Below are 19,029 nucleotides of genomic sequence, written 5' to 3' on the forward strand. Positions count from 1 at the left end.
ACAATCGCAGTCTCAATCGCAGTTGGCTTGATATACTGCGACTTTGGGAACTATCGGGCCGAGTTTGTTGCTGGTCCAAGCGACCTGCCTCCCTACAAAGTCGAAAGTATAGACATCTGCGTAATTCGAATGGAACGCTCCAACTGACAAAAGGCTACCTTTGCTTATCAGCGGTACTACGGTTGCGCCGTCCTGCCTGTAGCCGGACGCTCCAACACTATCGTCAAACAGGATGTCCCATTCCTCCCCGTATCGAACTAAGACAATTTTACCGGTACTAATACCGTCTTGGCTCCAGTTTGGACCGTCTGGGTTGGTCAAATCATCTTGGAAGAAATACCCGTGACCCTTAGACGCTCCACAGCGTATTTGAACGCCGTCTTTTTGTTGGGCCAAAGCTAGTCCCGTGCTTAATCCGAACGTAATAAAGAAACGAAAAAAAAGGTTCATTTTTGCGCCTGCGAATATGTCGAAAAGAATGCAGTTATCCTCTGGGAGAGAGCAGGCAATTGTCCACCAAAAAGTTGCGCTCCCCAAGATTCTATTTGGATTTTAGCAACCAATACGCGCGTGTGGAGGGGGGGGCTTGGAAAGTCTTGGCGCGGTTCGATTGGGGACCGATACCCGCTGCGAAATTCGCGCACCCACAAATCAGGGAACTTGCGGCAACCTTTCTATCGGGCTTGCTTTGGCTCTTAGGTGTTCTGAAGCCTTAAAAAACCAAAACAGGCTTAAAAAGCAATCAACCTTTCAAAACCTGAAAAAACCTTAGTTTTGCGTAGCGGTTCAAGCGATGCGGGTTCAACATACTTCAACAGGGTTCTAAGCAACTGCGGTGACGTCGGACAGCCAGTGAGGCTACTGGAGGCAGGTCATTCGCGGCAATTTTACAACGGCGAACCAAAGCGGATTTTGAACGGGATGGAAACGGCTTAGGGTGGATAAAAGGGTGGATACGGAAACCAGACAGCTCTGAAACCCATTCAAAAACAACGATTTAGGTGGATTTAGTGGTGCTGCTGGAGAGAATCGAACTCTCGACCTCTCCCTTACCAAGGGAGTGCTCTACCTCTGAGCTACAGCAGCACGCTGTGATTGGCGGGGTTTTAGCGGAAAATTCCGCGAACGCAAGGCCTAACTGGACGGGTTTGTCAGTCTGATGTACAGAGTGGCTATGGGCAAGACAGATGCAGAGAACCGGGAACAGCTTTCCCCCAAGGAACGCGCCGCCGCCGAGCGGGCAGAGCGTTTGCGCAAGCAATTGCGTGACAACCTGCAACGGCGTAAGCAGCAGAGCCGTGCGCGCAAAGCAGACACGACAACAGACAACAACGAATAGCGCAGAGGGCAGCGTATTATGGACAGCATTCTCGTAACGGGCAACGGGCCTGTGAACGGCCAAATTCCTATTGCAGGCGCGAAAAACGCCTGTTTGACGCTGATGCCAGCGACCTTGCTGAGCGAGGAGCCTCTGACGCTGACGAACGCGCCGCGGCTTTCGGACATTAAAACGATGGCGGAACTGCTGTCCTCGCTCGGGACTGAGGTTGCCGGATTGCAGGATGGGACGGTTCAGGCGCTCGGCACCAAGGAAATCAGCAATCACGTCGCCCATTACGACATTGTGCGAAAGATGCGGGCGTCCAATCTGGTGCTCGGCCCGATGCTGGCGCGGCTGGGTCATGCGGTCGTTTCGCTACCGGGGGGCTGTGCCATTGGAGCACGGCCGATGGATATCCACACGGATGCGCTGGAACTGATGGGCGCGCAGATCGAACTGAAGGACGGCTATCTTCACGCCAAGACCAATGGTGGCTTGAAAGGCGCTGTGATTCCCCTGCGTTTTGCCTCGGTCGGGGCGACAGAGAACATCCTTATGGCAGCGACATTGGCCAAGGGGACAACGGTGATCGAAAACGCCGCGAAAGAACCCGAGATCGTGGATCTCGCCCAATGTTTGCGCAAAATGGGCGCGCAAATTGAAGGGGAAGGCACCAGCCGGATCGAAATTCAGGGTGTGGACCGCTTGCACGGGGCGACGCATCCGGTTGTGACCGACCGGATTGAGCTCGGCACCTATATGCTTGCCCCTGCGATTGCCGGCGGTGAGGTGGAGCTGTTGGGCGGACGCCGCGAATTGCTGGGCGCGTTTTGTGACAAGCTGGAAGAAGCGGATATTTCTGTCGAAGAAACGGAAAAAGGCCTGAAGGTTAAGAATAAGGGTGCGCGGGTGAAATCGGTGGACGTGAAGACCGAAATTTTCCCCGGTTTCCCGACCGATTTGCAGGCGCAGATGATGGCGTTGTTGTGTACAGCGGAAGGGACTTCGGTTCTGGAAGAAACCATTTTTGAGAACCGCTTTATGCACGCGCCCGAACTGATCCGGATGGGTGCAGATATAGAGGTCCACGGCGGTGTGGCCACGGTTAAAGGCGTGGATCGTCTGAAAGGTGCGCCGGTGATGGCGACGGATTTGCGCGCATCGGTTTCGATGATCCTTGCCGGTCTGGCAGCAGAGGGCGAAACCATCGTCAGCCGCGTGTATCATCTGGATCGCGGCTATGAAAAAGTCGTGCGCAAGTTCAGCGCGGTCGGTGCAAAGATTGAACGGGTAAAAGCGTGATGGCACAGGACGCAAAATTCGAAGATGGTGCAGAGCAGCCCTTGCGGTTGCGCGCCCTTGACGGGGACGATCTGGTTGCTGTTTCCGCAATGTTGCAGGATGCGGTGCTGCCCGTGTCCGAGATGGACTGGCAAGCGGGCAAGCGGCGGTTTGGTCTTTTGGCGAACCGGTTCCGTTGGGAAGACGCAGAGGCGGCCACCGTCGCGCGGCGCAAGGTTGAGCGGGTGCAGGCGGTTCTGGTGGTGGACAGCGTGTTGAAAGTGCGCACATCGGGGGTGGATATTACCGACAAGGATCAGGTGATCTCGCTGCTGACTGTGACGTTTGAACCGGCTGAAGATGGCGCAGGGACGATCCTGCTGACGCTGGCAGGGGACGGGGCGATTGCACTAGATGTGGAATGTGTTGAGGTCACGCTAAAGGACGTTACCCGCCCTTATGTTGCGCCATCGGGCAAGGTGCCGTCGCATCCTTCTTGAGCCTCTCCGCCCATGCGGGTATCAGCACGGCAGGAGAATTTGCCAATGCCCTTGTTTCTAGACACCTCATCCCCGAATTTTGACGCTGAATTCGATAACTTTCTGCATCTGAAACGTGACACAGACGTGCAGGTTGACGCTGTTGTTGCGGATATTCTGGCCGATGTTCAGACCCGCGGTGATGCGGCTGTGATTGATCTGACAGCTAAATTTGACGGGATGGATCTGACGCCCGAAACGCTGGCGTTTACCAAGGCAGAGATTGATGCGGCGATTGAAACTGTGCCTGCGGCAGAGCGTGCTGCGCTGGAACTGGCGGCAGACCGGATTCGCGCCTATCACGAGAAGCAACTGCCCGAGGATGCATGGTGGCAGGATGACAGCGGCGCGCAGCTTGGCTGGCGCTGGAGCGCGGTAGAGGCCGCAGGGCTGTACGTGCCGGGCGGTCTGGCGTCCTATCCTTCAAGTGTGCTGATGAATGCGATCCCTGCCTCTGTGGCTGGAGTGGAAAATCTGGTGATCTGTGCGCCCACCCCCAAAGGCGCGGTTAATCCGCTGGTGTTGCTGGCGGCGCGTCTGTCCGGTGTTGAAACCGTCTACCGGATCGGCGGCGCGCAGGCGGTTGGGGCGATGGCCTATGGAACGCAAACGATTGGCAAGGTGGATAAGATCACCGGACCAGGCAACGCTTTTGTGGCTGCGGCCAAGCGGCGGGTTTTTGGGACGGTGGGCATCGACATGATCGCTGGCCCATCCGAGATTCTGGTGATTGCCGATAAGGATAACAACCCGGACTGGATCGCGATGGATCTGCTGTCACAGGCGGAACACGATGAAAGCGCGCAGTCGATCCTGATCACGGATAACGCAGATTTCGCGCGGGCGGTGGCGGCTTCGGTCGAAAAGGCGCTGGAAACGCTGGAACGGCGTGAGATTGCCGCGAAAAGCTGGGCCGATTACGGCGCAGTGATTGTGACATCCGATCTGGATCAGGCGGCAAAGCTGTCCGACCGGATCGCACCTGAACATCTGGAACTATGCGTGGCGGATGCCGCCGACTACAGCCGAAAGATACGTCATGCGGGCGCTATCTTTATCGGGGCATGGACGCCCGAGGCGATTGGTGATTACGTGGGCGGGCCTAACCATGTGTTGCCGACCTCCCGTTCTGCAAGATTTTCCAGCGGGCTGTCCGTTCTGGATTTCATGAAGCGGACCACTCTGGCGCAGATGACTCCGGCAGCTTTGCGGGCCATTGGACCAGCGGCCGAAACACTGGCCATCTCCGAAAGCCTGCAAGCACACGGTCTGTCCGTTCGGGCACGACTGGATCAAATGAACGAGGACGACAATGGATGATCTTTCCAAGCTGATCCATATTGAACTGGACGACAGCGGCCTTCCAGCCCCCACACCCGAGGTGGAGCGGGAACGCAAAGTCGCGTTGTTCGATTTGATGGAAGAGAATGTGTTCGGCCTTGTGGCGCGCAACGGCAAAGACATTCCGGAAGGGCCTTATCAGCTGTTCATGTCAATCAAGGATCGCCGTGTCGTATGTGACGTGCGAACCGAGGACGGGTCACCGGCGTCTGAATTTCACCTCTCGGTGTCGCCGCTGAAGCAGGTGATCAAAGATTACTTCCAGATTTGCGAAAGCTACTTTGACGCGGTGAAAAAGCTCCCGCCGGCCCAGATAGAGGCGATTGATATGGGGCGGCGCGGTATTCACGACGAAGGCTCTCGTCAGTTGCTGGAGCGCTTAGAGGGGAAAATCCGCACAGACTTACCCACAGCGCGGCGCTTGTTCACCCTGATTTGCGTCCTGCATATGCGTGGCTAACCCGAATATGGAGCTGACCCGTCCCTCATCTGTTTTGTTTTGTTGTGACCACAACTCAATCCGTTCGCCGATGGCGGAAGGCTTGCTGAAACAGGCTGTTGGGACATCCATCTTTGTGCAATCCGCTGGCGTAAAAGGCGACATGGAGATCGACGGCTATGCCATTACGGTCTGCCGCGAACTTGGCGTGGAACTGTCCCGCCATCGCACCCGATCCTTTGACGACCTGATGGAATGGGGCGACGATCTGGACAGCTATGACCTGATTGTCGCGCTGTCCCCTGCCGCACAGCGCCGCGCGCTTGAATACACGCGCTATTATTCGCTGGAAGTGGAATACTGGCAGACCTTGGACCCGAGCGGATTTGGCGACAGCCGCGAGGCCAAGCTTGACCGGTACCGCGAAGTGCGGGACCAGATCGCAGAACGCATCCGCAAAAGATTTCCGACAGAAGAGTCCTGATCCGTCAGGGTTTCTTGCGCAGAAAGGGTGAAATATTGATTGCACCCGGGCTTTGGTTGCGTTGCCGTGTGCGCAAAACAGGCGTGTTGTTTGATCGTCCCCGACTCTCGCGCCAGACGATGTAGATGCCGCTCAGGATGATCAGGGACGTGCCGATCAGGGTTGCTGAATCCAGGGTCTCATTGAAAAGGGTGTAACCGAAGATCGTGGCCCATATGATCTGTGAATATTGCATCGGCGCAACCACTGCAGCCTCTCCGGCGCGGTAGGCGGCGATCAGGAACAGACCGGCCACAAAGGCCGAGACCGCGATCAACCCGACCAGCCCCAGATGTTCTATCGGCATCGGTTTGTAGACGAAGGCAAGCGCGGATCCCATGATCAGAAAGTTCAACGCCAACGGGTAGAGCATCAGCACAACAGAGCGTTCTTGCCGCCCGATCCGGCGCACAACCACCGAAGCAAAGGAGGAACACAGCGCTGCCATCAGCCCCGCCAGATGCCCCAGTTCCAGATCAGCACTGCCCGGTCGCAACACCACCAGCACGCCGCACAAGCCCAGCACCACAGCGCCCCAGCGGTGTATGCCCACTTTCTCGCCAAGGATTGGCACAGACAGCACCGTAATCAGCAAGGGCATGGCGAAAAGCAGGGCATAGACCTGTGACAGCGGCAGGTTGGAAAAGGCGTAAAACACGCATAGCGCGGCAGAGACGGATGCCAGCGTGCGCGCCGCAACCCACCACGGATTGACCGGCCGCAAGTTTCCCTCGGTCGGGTCGCGCATCAGCATGGCCGTGACCAGCGGGAAAGACATCAGTGAGGAGAAAAAGATCAATTGCACGGGGGAATAACTGCCCCCGAGGAATTTCACGATCAGGTCGTGGGTTGCAAAGAATGCAAATGCGAGAAGGGCGAAGATGATGCTGCGCAGGGCCATTGATAGACTGCTTTGGTCAGGGTCTTGGTGTCGCGGGCATCTTTGACCATTCCCGCCCTATTAGCAAATCCAAAGGGGGCCGGAGAGTGTTGCAAGGCAGCGGTTTTTCCCGCCGCCTTGCACGAATTTACGCGAGTGTTGCCGCTTACAGGCTGGCTTGCAGCTCTGCGATGATGGCGTCTGTCATTTCGGATGTGCTGACAGGTTTGCCACCGTCCGCCTGCATCAGATCGCCGGTGCGGATGCCTTTGGCCAGAACGGTTTCGACCGCTTTTTCCAGACGGGTTGCTTCTTCGCCCAGATCAAACGAGTAGCGCAGCGCCATTGCAAGGGACAGGATACAGGCACAAGGGTTAGCCTTGCTCTGGCCCATGATGTCAGGCGCGGAACCGTGGACCGGTTCGTACATTGCCTTGGGACGGCCGTTTGCCATTGGCGCGCCCAAAGAAGCGGACGGCAGCATGCCCAGCGAACCGGTCAGCATGGCGGCGCAATCGGACAGAATATCGCCGAACAGGTTGTCGGTGACGATCACATCGAACTGCTTCGGCGCGCGTACCAACTGCATTGCGCCGTTGTCGGCGTACATGTGGGACAGTTCTACATCCGCATAATCGGCTTTGTGGACAGCCGTGACAACTTCACGCCACAAGATGCCGCTTTCCATCACGTTGGCTTTCTCCATGGAACAAACTTTGTTGTTCCGCTTGCGGGCCAGTTCGAATGCGCTGCGGGCAACACGGTCAATTTCCGCTTCGGTGTAACGCTGGGTGTTGATGCCCACGCGCTGTCCGTCTTCTTCAAAGATGCCGCGCGGTTCACCGAAGTAGGAACCGGAGGTCAGTTCGCGCACGATCATGATATCCAGACCGGAAACGATGTCTTTCTTAAGCGAAGAGAAATCCGCAAGGGCATCAAAACATTGTGCCGGACGCAGGTTGGCAAACAGGTCCATTTCCTTGCGCAGACGCAGCAGGCCCCGTTCGGGTTTTACGGAAAAGTCCAGATCGTCGTATTTCGGACCACCCACAGCGCCCAGCAGAACCGCGTCTACCTCTTGTGCCTTGGCCATAGTCGCATCGGTCAGCGGGGTGCCATGCGCGTCATAGGCTGCACCGCCCACTAGATCCTCGCTCACGTCGAATTTAACATCGCGCTTGTCGCCGAACCAAGCAATAACGCGCTGCACTTCGGTCATAACTTCCTGCCCGATGCCGTCGCCCGGCAGGATCAGCATTGATGGAGTGTTCATTGTCCCATGTCCTTTTTTTAAATCTCGCATTTTCCTAGGCCGCAGGGGGCGTAGGGTCAAGACGGACGGCGCGGGAAAGCCGGCTCAAAGCCAGCATAAAACTGTGCTGCATTGCTTACAGGCGGCCGGGCAGATGATCTGTCAGAAAATCAAAAACCCGCCGCACCTTTGCCGAAGTGCGCAGCGCGGAATGGGCTGTTATCCAGACGGGCAAGGGCGGGATGGTCAACTCGGGCAACAGTTCGATCAGGCCATATCGCTCCGCCTGTCGTTTCTGGCAGGCACCAAGCCCCACACCCGCCCGAAGCGCCTCCATATAGGTGACTTGATCGTCTACACGAAAGGCAAAGTCCTCTCGTTTTATCGGAAAGCCAAGGGCTGCTATGCCACGGATCATCAGGTCGGAACGGTCATACCCCAGCAGTACATGGTTCGCGATTTCTTCAAATTGTTGCGGTCTGCCTTTGCGTGCCAAATAGGACGGCGCGCCGTATAGCCCAATGGGGATTACACCGATCCTGCGTGCGATCAGATCTTGTTGCATCGGTTGCACCATCCGCAGCGCAATATCCGCTTCGCGCAGCAACAGGTTTTCTGTGCTGTTGGTGGCGACCAGCTCAATCTGCAATTCCGGTTCCTGCGCCAGCAGCTCTGCGAGGAGTTCGGGCAGAATATAGGTCGCGACAATCTCGGAGGCTGTGATCCGGACGGTCCCGCGAACTTCGGCAGCGCGCCCTTCCGTGACCAGTGACATTTCCGCCGCCGCCCGTTGCATGGTTCGTGCGTGATCCAGCAGCGCGCGACCTGTGGGCGTCAGATCGTATCCTTTCGTGGCCCGCTGGAACAGGGTTGCGCCCAACTGGGACTGCAATTGTTCGATATGGCGGCCAATGGTGGGCTGGCTGCGTCCGCTCTTTCGCGCGGCGGCGGAATATGATCCGCTTTGCGCCACGGCAAGGAAGCTTTGGATCAGCGTCCAGTCAAAACTTTGCATGGGTTTCCATTCACTATTGAATAGTTGATATGCTTTTACAGGGAATTATCATTCAGATTTATTATAGATAGCTTTCCAGCACACACAATCACTTTGGAAGGACTGGAAATGACAAAAACTGTATTAATCCTTGGCGCTTCGGGCCGGTTTGGCCGCAGCATGGGCGTCGCGTTTGAACGCAAAGGTTGGCAGATTCGCCGCTTTGATCGCAAGCGCGATGATCTGGAAACGGCCGCGAAGGGCGTCGATATCATCGTTCATGGTTGGAACCCGCCCTATCACCGTTGGGCAAAAGATATGCCCGAGCAAACCCGCATGGTCATCTCTGCTGCCCGCAAATCTGGTGCGACGGTGCTGCTGGCAGGCAATGTGTACGTCTACGGTGCGGATGCGCCGGAGGTGTTCAGCAGCGATACCCCCCATCATGCCGAAAATCTTATGGGGCGTCTGCGGATCGAGCTGGAACAAGCCCTAAAACAAAGCGGCGTTCCGACGATTATCCTGCGTGCTGGCGATTTTCTGGACACGAAGGCCAGCGGGAACTGGTTTGACATGATCGTCAGCAAACCCGTGGCCAAAGGCCGGATCGCCTATCCCGGTCCGGTGGATACCACCCACGCTTGGGCCTATTTGCCCGATTTCTGCCGCGCGTTTGTGGAACTGGCCGAAAAGCGGGAGAGCCTGCCGCAGTTTACCACGCTCAATTTCGAAGGTTACACGCTGACTGGACAGGAAATGGCCCGTATCCTCGGGGTGCAGGCGGGCCGGTTTAACTGGCTGCAAATCTACGCGCTTGCGCCGTTCTGGCCGCTTGGGCGTCGAATATTAGAGATGCGTTACCTTTGGCACAAACCGCACCGGATTGATGGGGGTGCCTTTCAAAAAGTGTTACCGGATTTCGTCCAAACGCCCGTCGCCGAAGCGGTGCATCGTGCGGCTTCAGTCAATATCGATCCAGACAAGCCGATGGTCAGAACTGGCGCGACCGTCTGAACCAATCCATTCAAACCCTGCGGTGTCGGGTGCTGGCCAGAACACGCCAGCGTCTGACACGTTCAGGGCGGCCGAGGGCAAAACATAATCCACCCGCAGATTTCCCGGCCCGTTGCTATCGTTCCAGTCTGCCGTATCGGTGGCGGGATCGCTTTGATGTTCGGCGTTTACGCCAGCTTGGGCTTGCGCTGCCAAGGCACCGCCTTTTGAACGCGGTTCAGGGTCTTGAATGTACTCGGCAGACAAAAGAGTATTGATCGCATCGTGGCTGCCTTCGCCATCTGCTGGGTCCGCGTTCAGATCGCCCAGCAGGACAAAATCTGCATCGGTTGGCAGCAGGGTTTCGCGGATGTAGCTGTCCCAGAACAGGATTTCGGCACGGTTGCGTTTGCCGTTCATATCCTCGGGACCGTCAAAAACAGGGGGTGTCGGATGGGAGGCCAGAAGGTGTAAGCGGCGACCGTCCGGCAGAACAACCGGCACATCCCAGTGGGACTTGGACGACAGTCGCATCGCGTGCAGCGCGTCGTAGCTGGGAAAAGCGCTGCCATCTGCCGCTTTGGGCATTTCAGCATTCGGGATGTGCTTCCACAACAGGTCTGAAAAATCGAGGGCCTTTTCGGTATCCAGCGGGAAACGGGACACCAGCGCCATTGCGTATTGGCCGCGAAAATAGCCAAAGCCATAATTGTCTGCCGGACCACCCAGCCGCCCGTCGCCGTCAAGGTCACGACCGCTCGGCAGGCCGGTGTTCTGCGCTGGGGCATAGTAATAGGGATAGTCGAGCGCGGCCCCGTCTTCGGTGTCTTGGGCAAGCCTGCGGAGAAAGGCTTGCAGGGTAAGATTTTCGTGGTCGTGATCAAGCTCGTTGATCAGCAAGATGTCAGGGCGCACCGTTTGAAGAATTGCTATCACAGCTTTGATTTGCGCATCATTGCCCTGTTCAATATCCCGCAGCAATAGCCCCGGACCCTTCCGGCTGAGCGCGGCATTGAAGGTCGCGATTCGGATTGGATCGGCGGCAGCAGCAAGTCCGGTCAGGCAAAGTGCAACGACCGGAAGAAACCGCATCAGACGTCTTCGGATTTGGACAGTTCGATGCTTTGTGCGGCCAGCAAATTCGCCACCTTATAAAGCGCCACGGCCCGCAGGATGGACACTGCCGGAACAAAACACCAGATCACAATCATCCAAAGCAACAACAAGCTGTTTCCGCTGTTGATGGGATGAAGGGGACCAACAAAAGCGAAGGCGGCCTCTGGGATCAGATATGGCAGGGTAAAGCCAATGATCAGGCTGACCAAACCGGACTGACGCAAGGTATCTTGGGTTTCCTCATCCACCGCAACATCGAAGTTGGGCATGTTGATCCAGAGATTGAAGTTCTCTGCGTGAAGGGGCCAAGAGAAATTCCAGATTACAACGCTAGAGACCACCAGCGTGATTGCCGTCAGGCTTAGGGCCAGTGCGGCGGCATTGGTCACCAACCGTTGGCTCGTAGCGCCCATATTGGCTGTCAGCCCTTCAAAGAAGGTCAGCGGGCTGCCGGTGAAGTCCCATATCTGCGCGCTGGTTTTGGCAAATCCGGAAACTGCCAGCGAAGTACCGGTGGAGCTGACCGGCTCGCTGAAGGCGAATGCAATGCCTGTCAGCAGAAGCGCCAATATCGCAAAGCGGAACCTGTTATAGGGCGCCGCGAAACGGAATTCGATTAAACTGGGGGTGGTGAACCCGTATTCGAAGATCACGAAAGCTGCGGCGATTGCCGCCGCCAGAATCGCCAGATCCGCGGAGTTCGGTGATAGCTCGGGTAACACAATTACCGGCAATACAATCATTGCGGCAACCAATGCGGCCCTCACAGATGCGCCTGCAAGCCTCGTCAACACTGCTCTCATCCTCTCGTCCAGTTCATGCCGGACTTTTGTATAGGCCGAAGCCTTATTTATGCCTTAATGAAGCCCAAATCAAAAAAGTGATCAAGCGCCAGAGCATAAAATTGTTGAGAAACAGTGGGTTTTGGGGTGAACCTGTAGTAGAATTGCACCACCACAATATGGCCACATTTTACTGTGGCCATATCAATATCTGGTAGTCTGACCGATTAGACCCAAGGGGCCTGTGCCGCATAGCCGACTTCGAAACTGTCGATCGAAGCAGCCTTTTGCAGGGTCAGGCCGATGTCGTCCAAGCCATTCAGAAGGCAGTGTTTTTTGAACGCGTCCACTTCGAATTTGAACTCTGTTCCATCCGTGGCAGAGACGGTCTGGTCTTCCAGATTGACTGTGATCCGCGCATTGGAGCCACGTTCCGCATCTTCCATTAAAACATCGACGGCTTCCTTGGGCAGAACCACCGGAAGGATGCCATTTTTGAAGCAGTTATTATAAAAAATGTCTGCAAAAGATGTGGAGATGACGACTTTGATTCCAAAATCTCCCAGCGCCCAAGGGGCGTGTTCACGGGAGGAGCCGCAGCCGAAGTTGTCTCCGGCCACGAGAATCTCGGCCTCGCGGTAGGCGGGTTTGTTCAGAACAAAATCCGTTACCTCGGTGCCGTCGCGGTTAAAACGCATCTCGTCAAACAGGTTGGCGCCAAGGCCGGTGCGTTTGATGGTCTTAAGGAATTGCTTCGGGATGATCATATCGGTGTCGATGTTGACCAAGGGCATTGGGGCGGCAACGCCCGATACTGTCTGGAACTTTTCCATGATGATATCTCCTTACGCGAAGTCGCGGATGTCTGTCAGTTTACCGGTCACAGCAGCAGCAGCGGCCATGGCGGGGGACAGAAGGTGGGTGCGGCCTTTGTAGCCTTGACGGCCTTCAAAGTTGCGGTTGGAGGTGGACGCACAGCGTTCGCCTTCGGACAGTTGGTCGGGGTTCATCGCCAGACACATGGAACAGCCCGCCATGCGCCATTCAAAGCCTGCGTCGAGGAAGATCTGTGCTAGACCTTCTTCTTCGGCTTGTGCCCGTACCAGACCGGAGCCGGGCACGACCATAGCCCGCATCCCGTCCTTGATCTTCTTGCCCTTCAGTACCGCAGCCGCAGCGCGCAGATCTTCGATCCGCCCGTTGGTGCAAGAGCCGATGAAGACAGTGTCGATTTCCACGTCTGACAGTTTGGTGCCGGATTCCAGCCCCATATAGTCCAGCGCACGGCGTACGGCGTCTACCTTGCCGCCCTCAAAATCTTCAGGGCTCGGGATAGTGGCTGTGATCGGCAGCACGTCTTCGGGGGAGGTGCCCCAAGTGACGGAGGGCGCGATGTCCTCGCCCTTGATGGTGATCACTTTGTCGAAATGCGCGCCTTCGTCGGTGAACAGCTCTTTCCAGGATTCCACGGCCATTTCCCACTGTGCGCCTTTGGGGGCGTGGGGGCGGCCTTTGCAGTATTCGAATGTGGTTTCATCCGGCGCGATAAGACCGGCGCGGGCGCCGCCTTCGATGGCCATGTTACAGACGGTCATCCGACCTTCCATAGACAGTTCGCGGATCGCTTGACCACAGTATTCGATCACATAACCGGTCCCGCCAGCGGTGCCGGTTTCGCCGATCACGCGCATGGTGATGTCTTTGGCGGTGACGCCCGGTTTCAACGATCCGGTGATTTCCACCTTCATGTTCTTGGATTTCTTCTGGATCAGCGTTTGCGTGGCCAGAACGTGTTCCACCTCGGATGTGCCGATGCCGTGGGCGAGCGCGCCGAACGCACCGTGGGTGGCGGTGTGGCTGTCGCCGCACACCACTGTCATGCCGGGCAAGGTCCAGCCCTGTTCCGGTCCGACGATATGCACGATCCCCTGACGCACATCGGACACGGGGTAGTAGTGCAGGCCAAATTCCTTGGCGTTTGTGTCGAGCGCTTCAACCTGAATGCGGCTGTCTTCGGTCATGGTTTCCGCATTGGCGCGGTCCAGCGTGGTTGGCACGTTGTGATCCGGCACGGCGATGGTTTTTTCCGGTGCACGAACGGTCCGGCCTGCCATGCGCAGGCCTTCAAACGCCTGTGGGGATGTCACTTCGTGGACAAGGTGCCGGTCGATATAAAGCAGACAAGTGCCGTCTTCGGCTTCATGGGCGACGTGGGCATCCCAGATTTTATCATAGAGTGTTTTAGGTGCGGACATTTGATCCTCCCGCTATGTAGATTGGCTATTGGAGTTGGCGAGCGTAGAAAATTACGCGGATAGCCCCTGGATGCGCAGAATAACCTGTCCGTGGAAACGCCACGGCAGGCGGGAGCGGTCATCCATAGTGAATCTGTGTTTCATACTGCGTTGGAATAGACCGAAGTGCGTAGTCTCGCAAGTGTTGAGTCGTTTGCGGGGGGGAGGGCGTAGCGATGACCCTGCAAATATGAAGCGTCATAAATGAAGCGTGATACAAGACGCGTGATAGATGAAGCTTCATACATGAAGCGTCGTTAATGCAGGGTGATCAGAAATGTGCCGCCCGTCAGCGTCCACCGCCAGCCCTTCTCGCCAGCCCCTACCATCAGTCCCCCATTTCGGCACGTGTCCACTCCAGAGGGAACTTCTGGGGTTCCACGTGGGGTCCGGTGCAGTCTGCCTTTGCCCTGTAAACCGACAGCGAAAACTTCTGCTCCTCTGCAATCCAGTCGTGAACCTCATATGCGCCGCAGTTCAGGTTCATATCGCCATAGACGGTCGATACCAGCCGGCCCTGTTCTGCCAGCCATTGCGGGTTCATTAGCGTTACACGGTCCGGTTTGTTATGCGCAGGCGGCAGTTCAAAACGCTGTATCGCATAATCGCTCCCGCTGTCTGGATCGTGTACCACAACATAATAACTGACGTTGGCTTGCCCGATCTGGCAGGGCACCAGAAAAGTCGTTTGGCCTGTCGCGTCCCTGTGAACAATGGCCCCCATTTCGTTCAGCGCAACGGTGGGATCGCCACATTCTGCCTCCGCGCGACCAAGTTCCAGAACCGCGGCTGGCAATTCCGCCGGAGTATACAGCACTTCTACCGAGGAACCGTTTGCTCCTTCCGCCACCGGCACGTCGATTGCATCGGCTTCCCCCGAATACTCCGGTTCGCTGCCTTCTGGCCCGATGCCATCCTTGGGGAACACGTCGGAGGGGTTGTCTACTGGCGCGGAACCGCGTGCGACGATGGCATCGGTCCGGCCCAAACGGTGTTGAACAACATCCATGATGGTCAATGAATCAATCGCTCCGGCCAGCGGAATGTCAAAGACCTGCGAACCGCGTGCATTTTGAAAGTCTATGGTCACAAACAGGGTTTCCCCTTTCATGATCCCCTGTAGCAGGGGACTGCCGATCGGCTCTGACAGGGTAAGGCTGTTGTCCGTAACTTTGCCAGCCTTGCGGTTGATCCCTTCAATCACGCCGGGAATATCAAACCGCAGGGCTGCACCCTCGTTCACCAAGGTTTCCGGTGTCAGTTCCAGCTGGATCGGGCTGTTTGCTACCCCGCTGCGCTGTATTCGCATCGTAAGAGTCTCGTAATCTTTGGTGAGCCCGTCAATGTCAGCGCTGCAATACTCCCGGCTGTCACATTCCACCCACCACTGCCGCATGGCTTGGCTTACGTCCTGCGCAAAGGCCGTTGGAGCGCACACAAAAAGCCAAGGTGCGAGGCGTAGGAAATTATACATTTGGACTCCTTCACGGTGCGTGCAGGGCGCGGGTTAACCCAATGCCTTCCCTGCTAACAGATCGACAATCATTTCCCTTATAAAAATTCGCAATATGTATATCGTGTATTCAGCAGGATCGCAGTGGGGGAATTTACTTGGACGAAGAGACAGGAAACGAGCCGGTTGCCATAATAGACGAGGCAATTAACGCCTTGCCAACCCTCACAGAGCAATCCGCCCTGCTGCTCGATATGGGGGAGCGTCTGGTCAATCGTCTGACCCAACCCTGGAGCGGCTATCAACTCGCCATCATCGTCGTGCTCGCAACACTGTCTTACGGGCTTTATCGTTTCTACCGGCCGCGCGTGCGTGAATTTCTGGGGGAATCCCACGGATTGCCCAAATGGTTTCTACGCATCTGTGCCGTTTTGAACCAGCGTTTGTGGCTGTTGCTATTTGTGGTGATGTCATGGGCCACGGTTTTCGTCATGCGGGAAATCACATGGCCAAGTCGCTCTTATTTTATCGCACTGGCGGCAACACTTGCGCTTTGGTGGCTGATACTGGTGGTGACAACACGGTTAATCCGATCGCGCACGGTACGCAAACTGGTGCGCTGGGCGGCAGGTATCTTTGTCGTGCTGACCATTTTTGGCCTGCGGGAAAATGCGGCCGATGCGCTGGATGCCATTGCGCTCGATCTGGGCGGCACGCGGGTGTCACTGTTGACCGTGCTGATCGCTGTCGTTTCACTCGCAACCCTGTTTGTGGTGGCAAGCTTCCTGTCCAAAGCAGGGTCGCAGCGCATTAACAAGGTCGAGGATATGTCCCCCTCGATCCGCGTGCTTCTGAACAAAGCCCTGCAGCTGATGCTCTACACCATCGCCTTCATGATCGGCCTGCGGGTGATCGGCTTTGATATCGGCAATCTTGCCTTGCTGTCCGGTGCGATTGGTCTGGGGATCGGGTTTGGCTTGCAAAAGATCGTCTCCAATCTTGTGTCCGGTGTGATCATCCTGCTGGATAAATCCATCAAGCCGGGGGATGTGATCTCGCTTGACGGTACCTTCGGATGGATCACCCAGCTTGGCGCGCGCTATGCCAGCGTGCTAACCCGCGACGGGCGGGAATATCTGATCCCGAACGAGGACTTTATCACCAGTCAGGTGATCAACTGGTCCCATTCCTCTGATCTGGTGCGGCTGGAGATCAATTTCGGTGTGTCTTATGACAGCAATCCCCATGAGGTAAAGAAACTGGCATCAGAAGCGCCCCTATCAGTGAACCGTGTGGTGCAGATCCCCAAGCCGGTCTGTCATATTGTGAATTTCGGGGATAGTTCGATTGATTTCACCCTGCGGTTCTGGATCAAGGACAGCACTGCGGGCCTGACCAATGTGCGCGGCGACGTGTTTCTGGCGCTTTGGGATGTGCTGGATGAAAACAACATTGAAATCCCCTTCCCACGCCGCGATGTCAGCATTCTCTCAGGGGCTGTGCCGACAAATCCTTTGCCCAACGACTGAAAACATCGCCCTGTGCGTTCCCGATTATGGCATTTCAAAGCGCTTGGCTTTGGGTGTAGGCTGCCCGGGAATATGAAGGAGTTCCCATGTCACCCAAATTCGCCGCCGCCTCTGATACCGCAATTCCGGTTGATGTCATCTCGACCGAAGGATTTGCCCACTTCACGGAACACGCCCCGAAAACGACAGTTGCTTGGGCCAAAGCAAACGGTTTTGCAGGCAAGCTCGGTCAGGTTTTGACGGTCCCTGGTGAAGGTGGCCTAGGGCGCGTGCTGGTTGGATGGGGCACCCTGCAGCAGCGTAAACGGGACCGGCTGCACATGGGAGCAGTGGTCGCGCAACTGCCTGAAGGGACCTATCACATCGCATCTGGACTGGATGGCGCAGAGAAAACCCAAGCGGCGCTGGCGTGGTTGCTTGGCGGATATGTGTTCGACCGCTACAAAAAGAAAGCGGTCCCAAAGGCCGCGCTGGTTGCGCCCGAAGGTGTGGATGCTACCCGACTAGAGGCAATTGCCGCCGGTGATTTCCTGACCCGCGATCTGATCAACACGCCTGCATCTGACATGGGGCCGGACGGGCTGGAAGCGGCATTTATGAAGCTGGCGCAATTTTACAAAGCAAAAACCGAAGTGATCCGTGGAAATGACCTGCTGGCGCAGAATTTCCCGATGATCCACACGGTGGGACGTGCCTCTGATCAGGCACCCCGATTGCTGGATATGATCTGGGGCGACGAAAACGCGCCCAAGATCACTTTGGTTGGCAAGGGTGTGTGCTTTGACACCGGTGGTTTGAACATCAAACCGGCCGGTTCTATGGGGCTGATGAAAAAAGACATGGGCGGTGCTGCGACGGTTCTCGGGCTCGCTAAAATGATTATGGAACTGAACCTGCCCTTGCGTCTTCGGGTGCTGGTGCCTGCCGTGGAAAACTCCATCTCGGCAGGGGCCTATCGCCCGCAGGATATTCTGACCTCGCGCAAGGGGCTGAGCGTTGAAATCAACAACACCGATGCCGAAGGCCGTTTGGTGCTGGCCGATGCCCTGACCCTTGCCGATGAAGAAGAGCCTGATCTGCTGGTTTGCAAGGCGACACTGACAGGGGCGGCCCGCGTCGCACTGGGGCCGGATCTGATGCCGTTCTACACGGAAGACGACACGCTTGCGCAGCAGATGTCAGCGAACGGCGCCAAGGTGGAAGACCCGCTGTGGCGGATGCCGTTCTGGGACGCTTACGAACCAACAATCGAACCGGATGTGGCCGATCTCGACAATGCGCCCAAAGGTGGCTTTGGCGGGTCGATCACGGCGGCCCTGTTCCTGCGGCGGTTTGTTGAACACACCGACCGGTTCGTGCATCTGGACATCTACGGCTGGACCCCTGCGGCCAAACCGGCCCGAACGTTGGGCGGCGCCTGTCAGTCCGCACGCGCCATGCTAGAGGTCATCGAGCAACGGGTCACAAAATGACCGACCGCCGCCTCTGGCGTAGCAACGGGCGGGTGGCCCACAGCAGTCTTGTCGGGCAGGTTGGCGAAACGCCCCTGACCGATGGCGAAGTACTGGGCGTTCGGGTGCCCGTGGCAAATCTGCTGGCGGAACCGGACGGGGCGCTGGACCGGCAACTCATTCACGGCGACAGGTTTCGCGTATTGGAAACCCGAAACGGTTACGCTTTTGGGTTTGCTGAACCGTCAGGTTATGTGGGCTATATAAAGACTTCTCATCTGGTGGCGGCAGACGCACTGACCCATCGCATTCAAACTTTCGGTGCGCATCTTTATCCGACCCGTTCTATAAAAACCGTGCCGGCGATGACCCTGCCGTTTGACAGTTTCCTGACATGCAAGGAGCAGAAAGACGGCTTCTGGAAAACACCGCATGGATATGTTCCCGAACAGCAGGTCATCGCTATAGACACCTTGCAACAAGATACTGCCACTACCGCTCTGCGGTTTCTGGGTGTGCCATATCTGTGGGGCGGGGACAGCAGCTTTGGGATCGATTGTTCCGGTCTGGTTCATGCCGCTTTGCGGGCTGCCGGGCTGGCGTGTCCCCGCGACAGCGACCAGCAAGAGGCGTTCTTTGATGCGGTTCCTGATAACGGTCCGCTGCAACGGGGGGATCTTGTGTTCTGGAAAGGGCATGTGGGTATGATGCTGGACGGCGAGCGGCTGATCCATGCAAACGGGCATCATATGTGCACAACGGTAGAGCCGCTGGAGGTGGTTGCAGCGCGCATCAAAGCAGCAGAAGGCAAGGATGTCAGCGCATATCGGCGTCCTTAAGC

The 19,029-nt window shown here is 56.7% G+C and carries 19 protein-coding genes and 1 tRNA gene; 10 read left to right on the forward strand and 10 right to left on the reverse strand.

Going from position 1 to position 19,029, the window contains the following annotated elements:
- Positions 1–12 precede the first annotated feature (12 nt).
- Together IEX10_RS10205 and IEX10_RS10210 are read right to left on the reverse strand one after the other, a co-directional pair.
- Positions 13–450 carry a hypothetical protein gene (locus tag IEX10_RS10205; RefSeq protein ID WP_188674209.1) on the reverse strand — a complete coding sequence of 146 codons (438 nt, stop codon included), beginning with the start codon at positions 448–450 and terminating at the stop codon, positions 13–15.
- Between the two features lie 561 nt (positions 451–1,011).
- A tRNA-Thr gene (locus IEX10_RS10210) sits at positions 1,012–1,086 on the reverse strand.
- Between the two features lie 88 nt (positions 1,087–1,174).
- Between IEX10_RS10210 and IEX10_RS10215 the strand changes: the two genes are divergently transcribed.
- From IEX10_RS10215 to IEX10_RS10240, 6 genes are read left to right on the forward strand one after another with little or no spacing between them, the layout of a single operon-like run.
- Positions 1,175–1,339, forward strand: a complete 165-nt coding sequence (locus IEX10_RS10215) for a hypothetical protein (RefSeq protein ID WP_188674212.1) — start codon at positions 1,175–1,177, stop codon at positions 1,337–1,339.
- 18 nt (positions 1,340–1,357) lie between these two features.
- Complete coding sequence (murA, locus tag IEX10_RS10220; protein ID WP_188674215.1) at positions 1,358–2,623, forward strand: UDP-N-acetylglucosamine 1-carboxyvinyltransferase; 1,266 nt, start codon at positions 1,358–1,360, stop codon at positions 2,621–2,623.
- On the forward strand, positions 2,623–3,102 hold the full coding sequence (locus IEX10_RS10225; RefSeq protein ID WP_188674218.1) for a DUF2948 family protein: 480 nt from the start codon (positions 2,623–2,625) through the stop codon (positions 3,100–3,102). Before murA ends, IEX10_RS10225 begins: the two co-directional genes overlap by 1 nt.
- Before the next feature lie 45 nt (positions 3,103–3,147).
- Positions 3,148–4,461, forward strand: a complete 1,314-nt coding sequence (gene hisD / locus IEX10_RS10230) for a histidinol dehydrogenase (RefSeq protein ID WP_188674220.1) — start codon at positions 3,148–3,150, stop codon at positions 4,459–4,461.
- Positions 4,454–4,942, forward strand: coding sequence for a UPF0262 family protein (locus IEX10_RS10235; RefSeq protein ID WP_188674222.1), 489 nt, complete (start codon positions 4,454–4,456; stop codon positions 4,940–4,942). The genes hisD and IEX10_RS10235 overlap by 8 nt, the downstream gene beginning before the upstream one ends.
- 7 nt (positions 4,943–4,949) lie before the next feature.
- Positions 4,950–5,405, forward strand: a complete 456-nt coding sequence (locus IEX10_RS10240; RefSeq protein WP_188674755.1) for an arsenate-mycothiol transferase ArsC — start codon at positions 4,950–4,952, stop codon at positions 5,403–5,405.
- A gap of 4 nt (positions 5,406–5,409) precedes the next feature.
- On the opposite strand, the gene IEX10_RS10245 is transcribed toward IEX10_RS10240, so the two are convergent.
- The 3 genes from IEX10_RS10245 to IEX10_RS10255 all read right to left on the reverse strand — a co-directional run bounded on the left by IEX10_RS10245 (position 5,410) and on the right by IEX10_RS10255 (position 8,591).
- Positions 5,410–6,345 carry a DMT family transporter gene (locus tag IEX10_RS10245; protein ID WP_188674225.1) on the reverse strand — a complete coding sequence of 312 codons (936 nt, stop codon included), beginning with the start codon at positions 6,343–6,345 and terminating at the stop codon, positions 5,410–5,412.
- Between the two features lie 145 nt (positions 6,346–6,490).
- The gene (gene leuB, locus IEX10_RS10250; protein ID WP_188674228.1) at positions 6,491–7,597 is read right to left on the reverse strand and encodes a 3-isopropylmalate dehydrogenase; all 1,107 of its coding nucleotides are present in this window, start codon (positions 7,595–7,597) and stop codon (positions 6,491–6,493) included.
- Between the two features lie 115 nt (positions 7,598–7,712).
- Complete coding sequence (locus IEX10_RS10255; protein WP_188674231.1) at positions 7,713–8,591, reverse strand: LysR family transcriptional regulator; 879 nt, start codon at positions 8,589–8,591, stop codon at positions 7,713–7,715.
- 108 nt (positions 8,592–8,699) lie between these two features.
- Between IEX10_RS10255 and IEX10_RS10260 the strand changes: the two genes are divergently transcribed.
- On the forward strand, positions 8,700–9,584 hold the full coding sequence (locus IEX10_RS10260; protein ID WP_188674234.1) for a Rossmann-fold NAD(P)-binding domain-containing protein: 885 nt from the start codon (positions 8,700–8,702) through the stop codon (positions 9,582–9,584).
- Here the strand turns inward: IEX10_RS10260 and IEX10_RS10265 are convergent.
- The 5 genes from IEX10_RS10265 to IEX10_RS10285 form a co-directional block, all read right to left on the reverse strand.
- Positions 9,531–10,655, reverse strand: coding sequence for an endonuclease/exonuclease/phosphatase family protein (locus IEX10_RS10265; RefSeq protein WP_188674237.1), 1,125 nt, complete (start codon positions 10,653–10,655; stop codon positions 9,531–9,533). The genes IEX10_RS10260 and IEX10_RS10265 overlap by 54 nt on opposite strands.
- Entirely contained in the window at positions 10,655–11,482 is an 828-nt protein-coding gene (locus IEX10_RS10270; RefSeq protein ID WP_188674240.1) for a hypothetical protein, read from the reverse strand. The genes IEX10_RS10265 and IEX10_RS10270 overlap by 1 nt, the downstream gene beginning before the upstream one ends.
- Positions 11,483–11,688: 206 nt before the next feature.
- A complete protein-coding gene (gene leuD / locus IEX10_RS10275) occupies positions 11,689–12,294 on the reverse strand; it encodes a 3-isopropylmalate dehydratase small subunit (RefSeq protein WP_188674243.1) in 606 nt (201 codons plus the stop codon).
- Positions 12,295–12,306: 12 nt separating this feature from the next.
- Positions 12,307–13,716, reverse strand: coding sequence for a 3-isopropylmalate dehydratase large subunit (gene leuC, locus IEX10_RS10280; protein ID WP_188674245.1), 1,410 nt, complete (start codon positions 13,714–13,716; stop codon positions 12,307–12,309).
- 367 nt (positions 13,717–14,083) lie between these two features.
- Positions 14,084–15,229 (reverse strand): DUF1176 domain-containing protein, encoded by a 1,146-nt coding sequence (locus IEX10_RS10285; RefSeq protein ID WP_188674248.1) that lies wholly within the window; start codon positions 15,227–15,229, stop codon positions 14,084–14,086.
- Positions 15,230–15,366: 137 nt separating this feature from the next.
- Here IEX10_RS10285 and IEX10_RS10290 point away from each other — a divergent pair, with 137 nt between their 5' ends.
- The 3 genes from IEX10_RS10290 (at position 15,367) to IEX10_RS10300 (ending at position 19,027) form a co-directional block, all read left to right on the forward strand.
- The gene (locus IEX10_RS10290; RefSeq protein WP_229678505.1) at positions 15,367–16,737 is read left to right on the forward strand and encodes a mechanosensitive ion channel family protein; all 1,371 of its coding nucleotides are present in this window, start codon (positions 15,367–15,369) and stop codon (positions 16,735–16,737) included.
- Between the two features lie 86 nt (positions 16,738–16,823).
- Complete coding sequence (locus IEX10_RS10295) at positions 16,824–18,209, forward strand: leucyl aminopeptidase family protein (RefSeq protein ID WP_188674251.1); 1,386 nt, start codon at positions 16,824–16,826, stop codon at positions 18,207–18,209.
- The gene (locus IEX10_RS10300) at positions 18,206–19,027 is read left to right on the forward strand and encodes a C40 family peptidase (RefSeq protein WP_188674254.1); all 822 of its coding nucleotides are present in this window, start codon (positions 18,206–18,208) and stop codon (positions 19,025–19,027) included. The genes IEX10_RS10295 and IEX10_RS10300 overlap by 4 nt, the downstream gene beginning before the upstream one ends.
- Positions 19,028–19,029 lie beyond the last annotated feature (2 nt).

It is taken from the genome of Neptunicoccus cionae, assembly GCF_014643735.1.
Taxonomy (GTDB): Bacteria; Pseudomonadota; Alphaproteobacteria; order Rhodobacterales; family Rhodobacteraceae; genus Amylibacter; species Amylibacter cionae.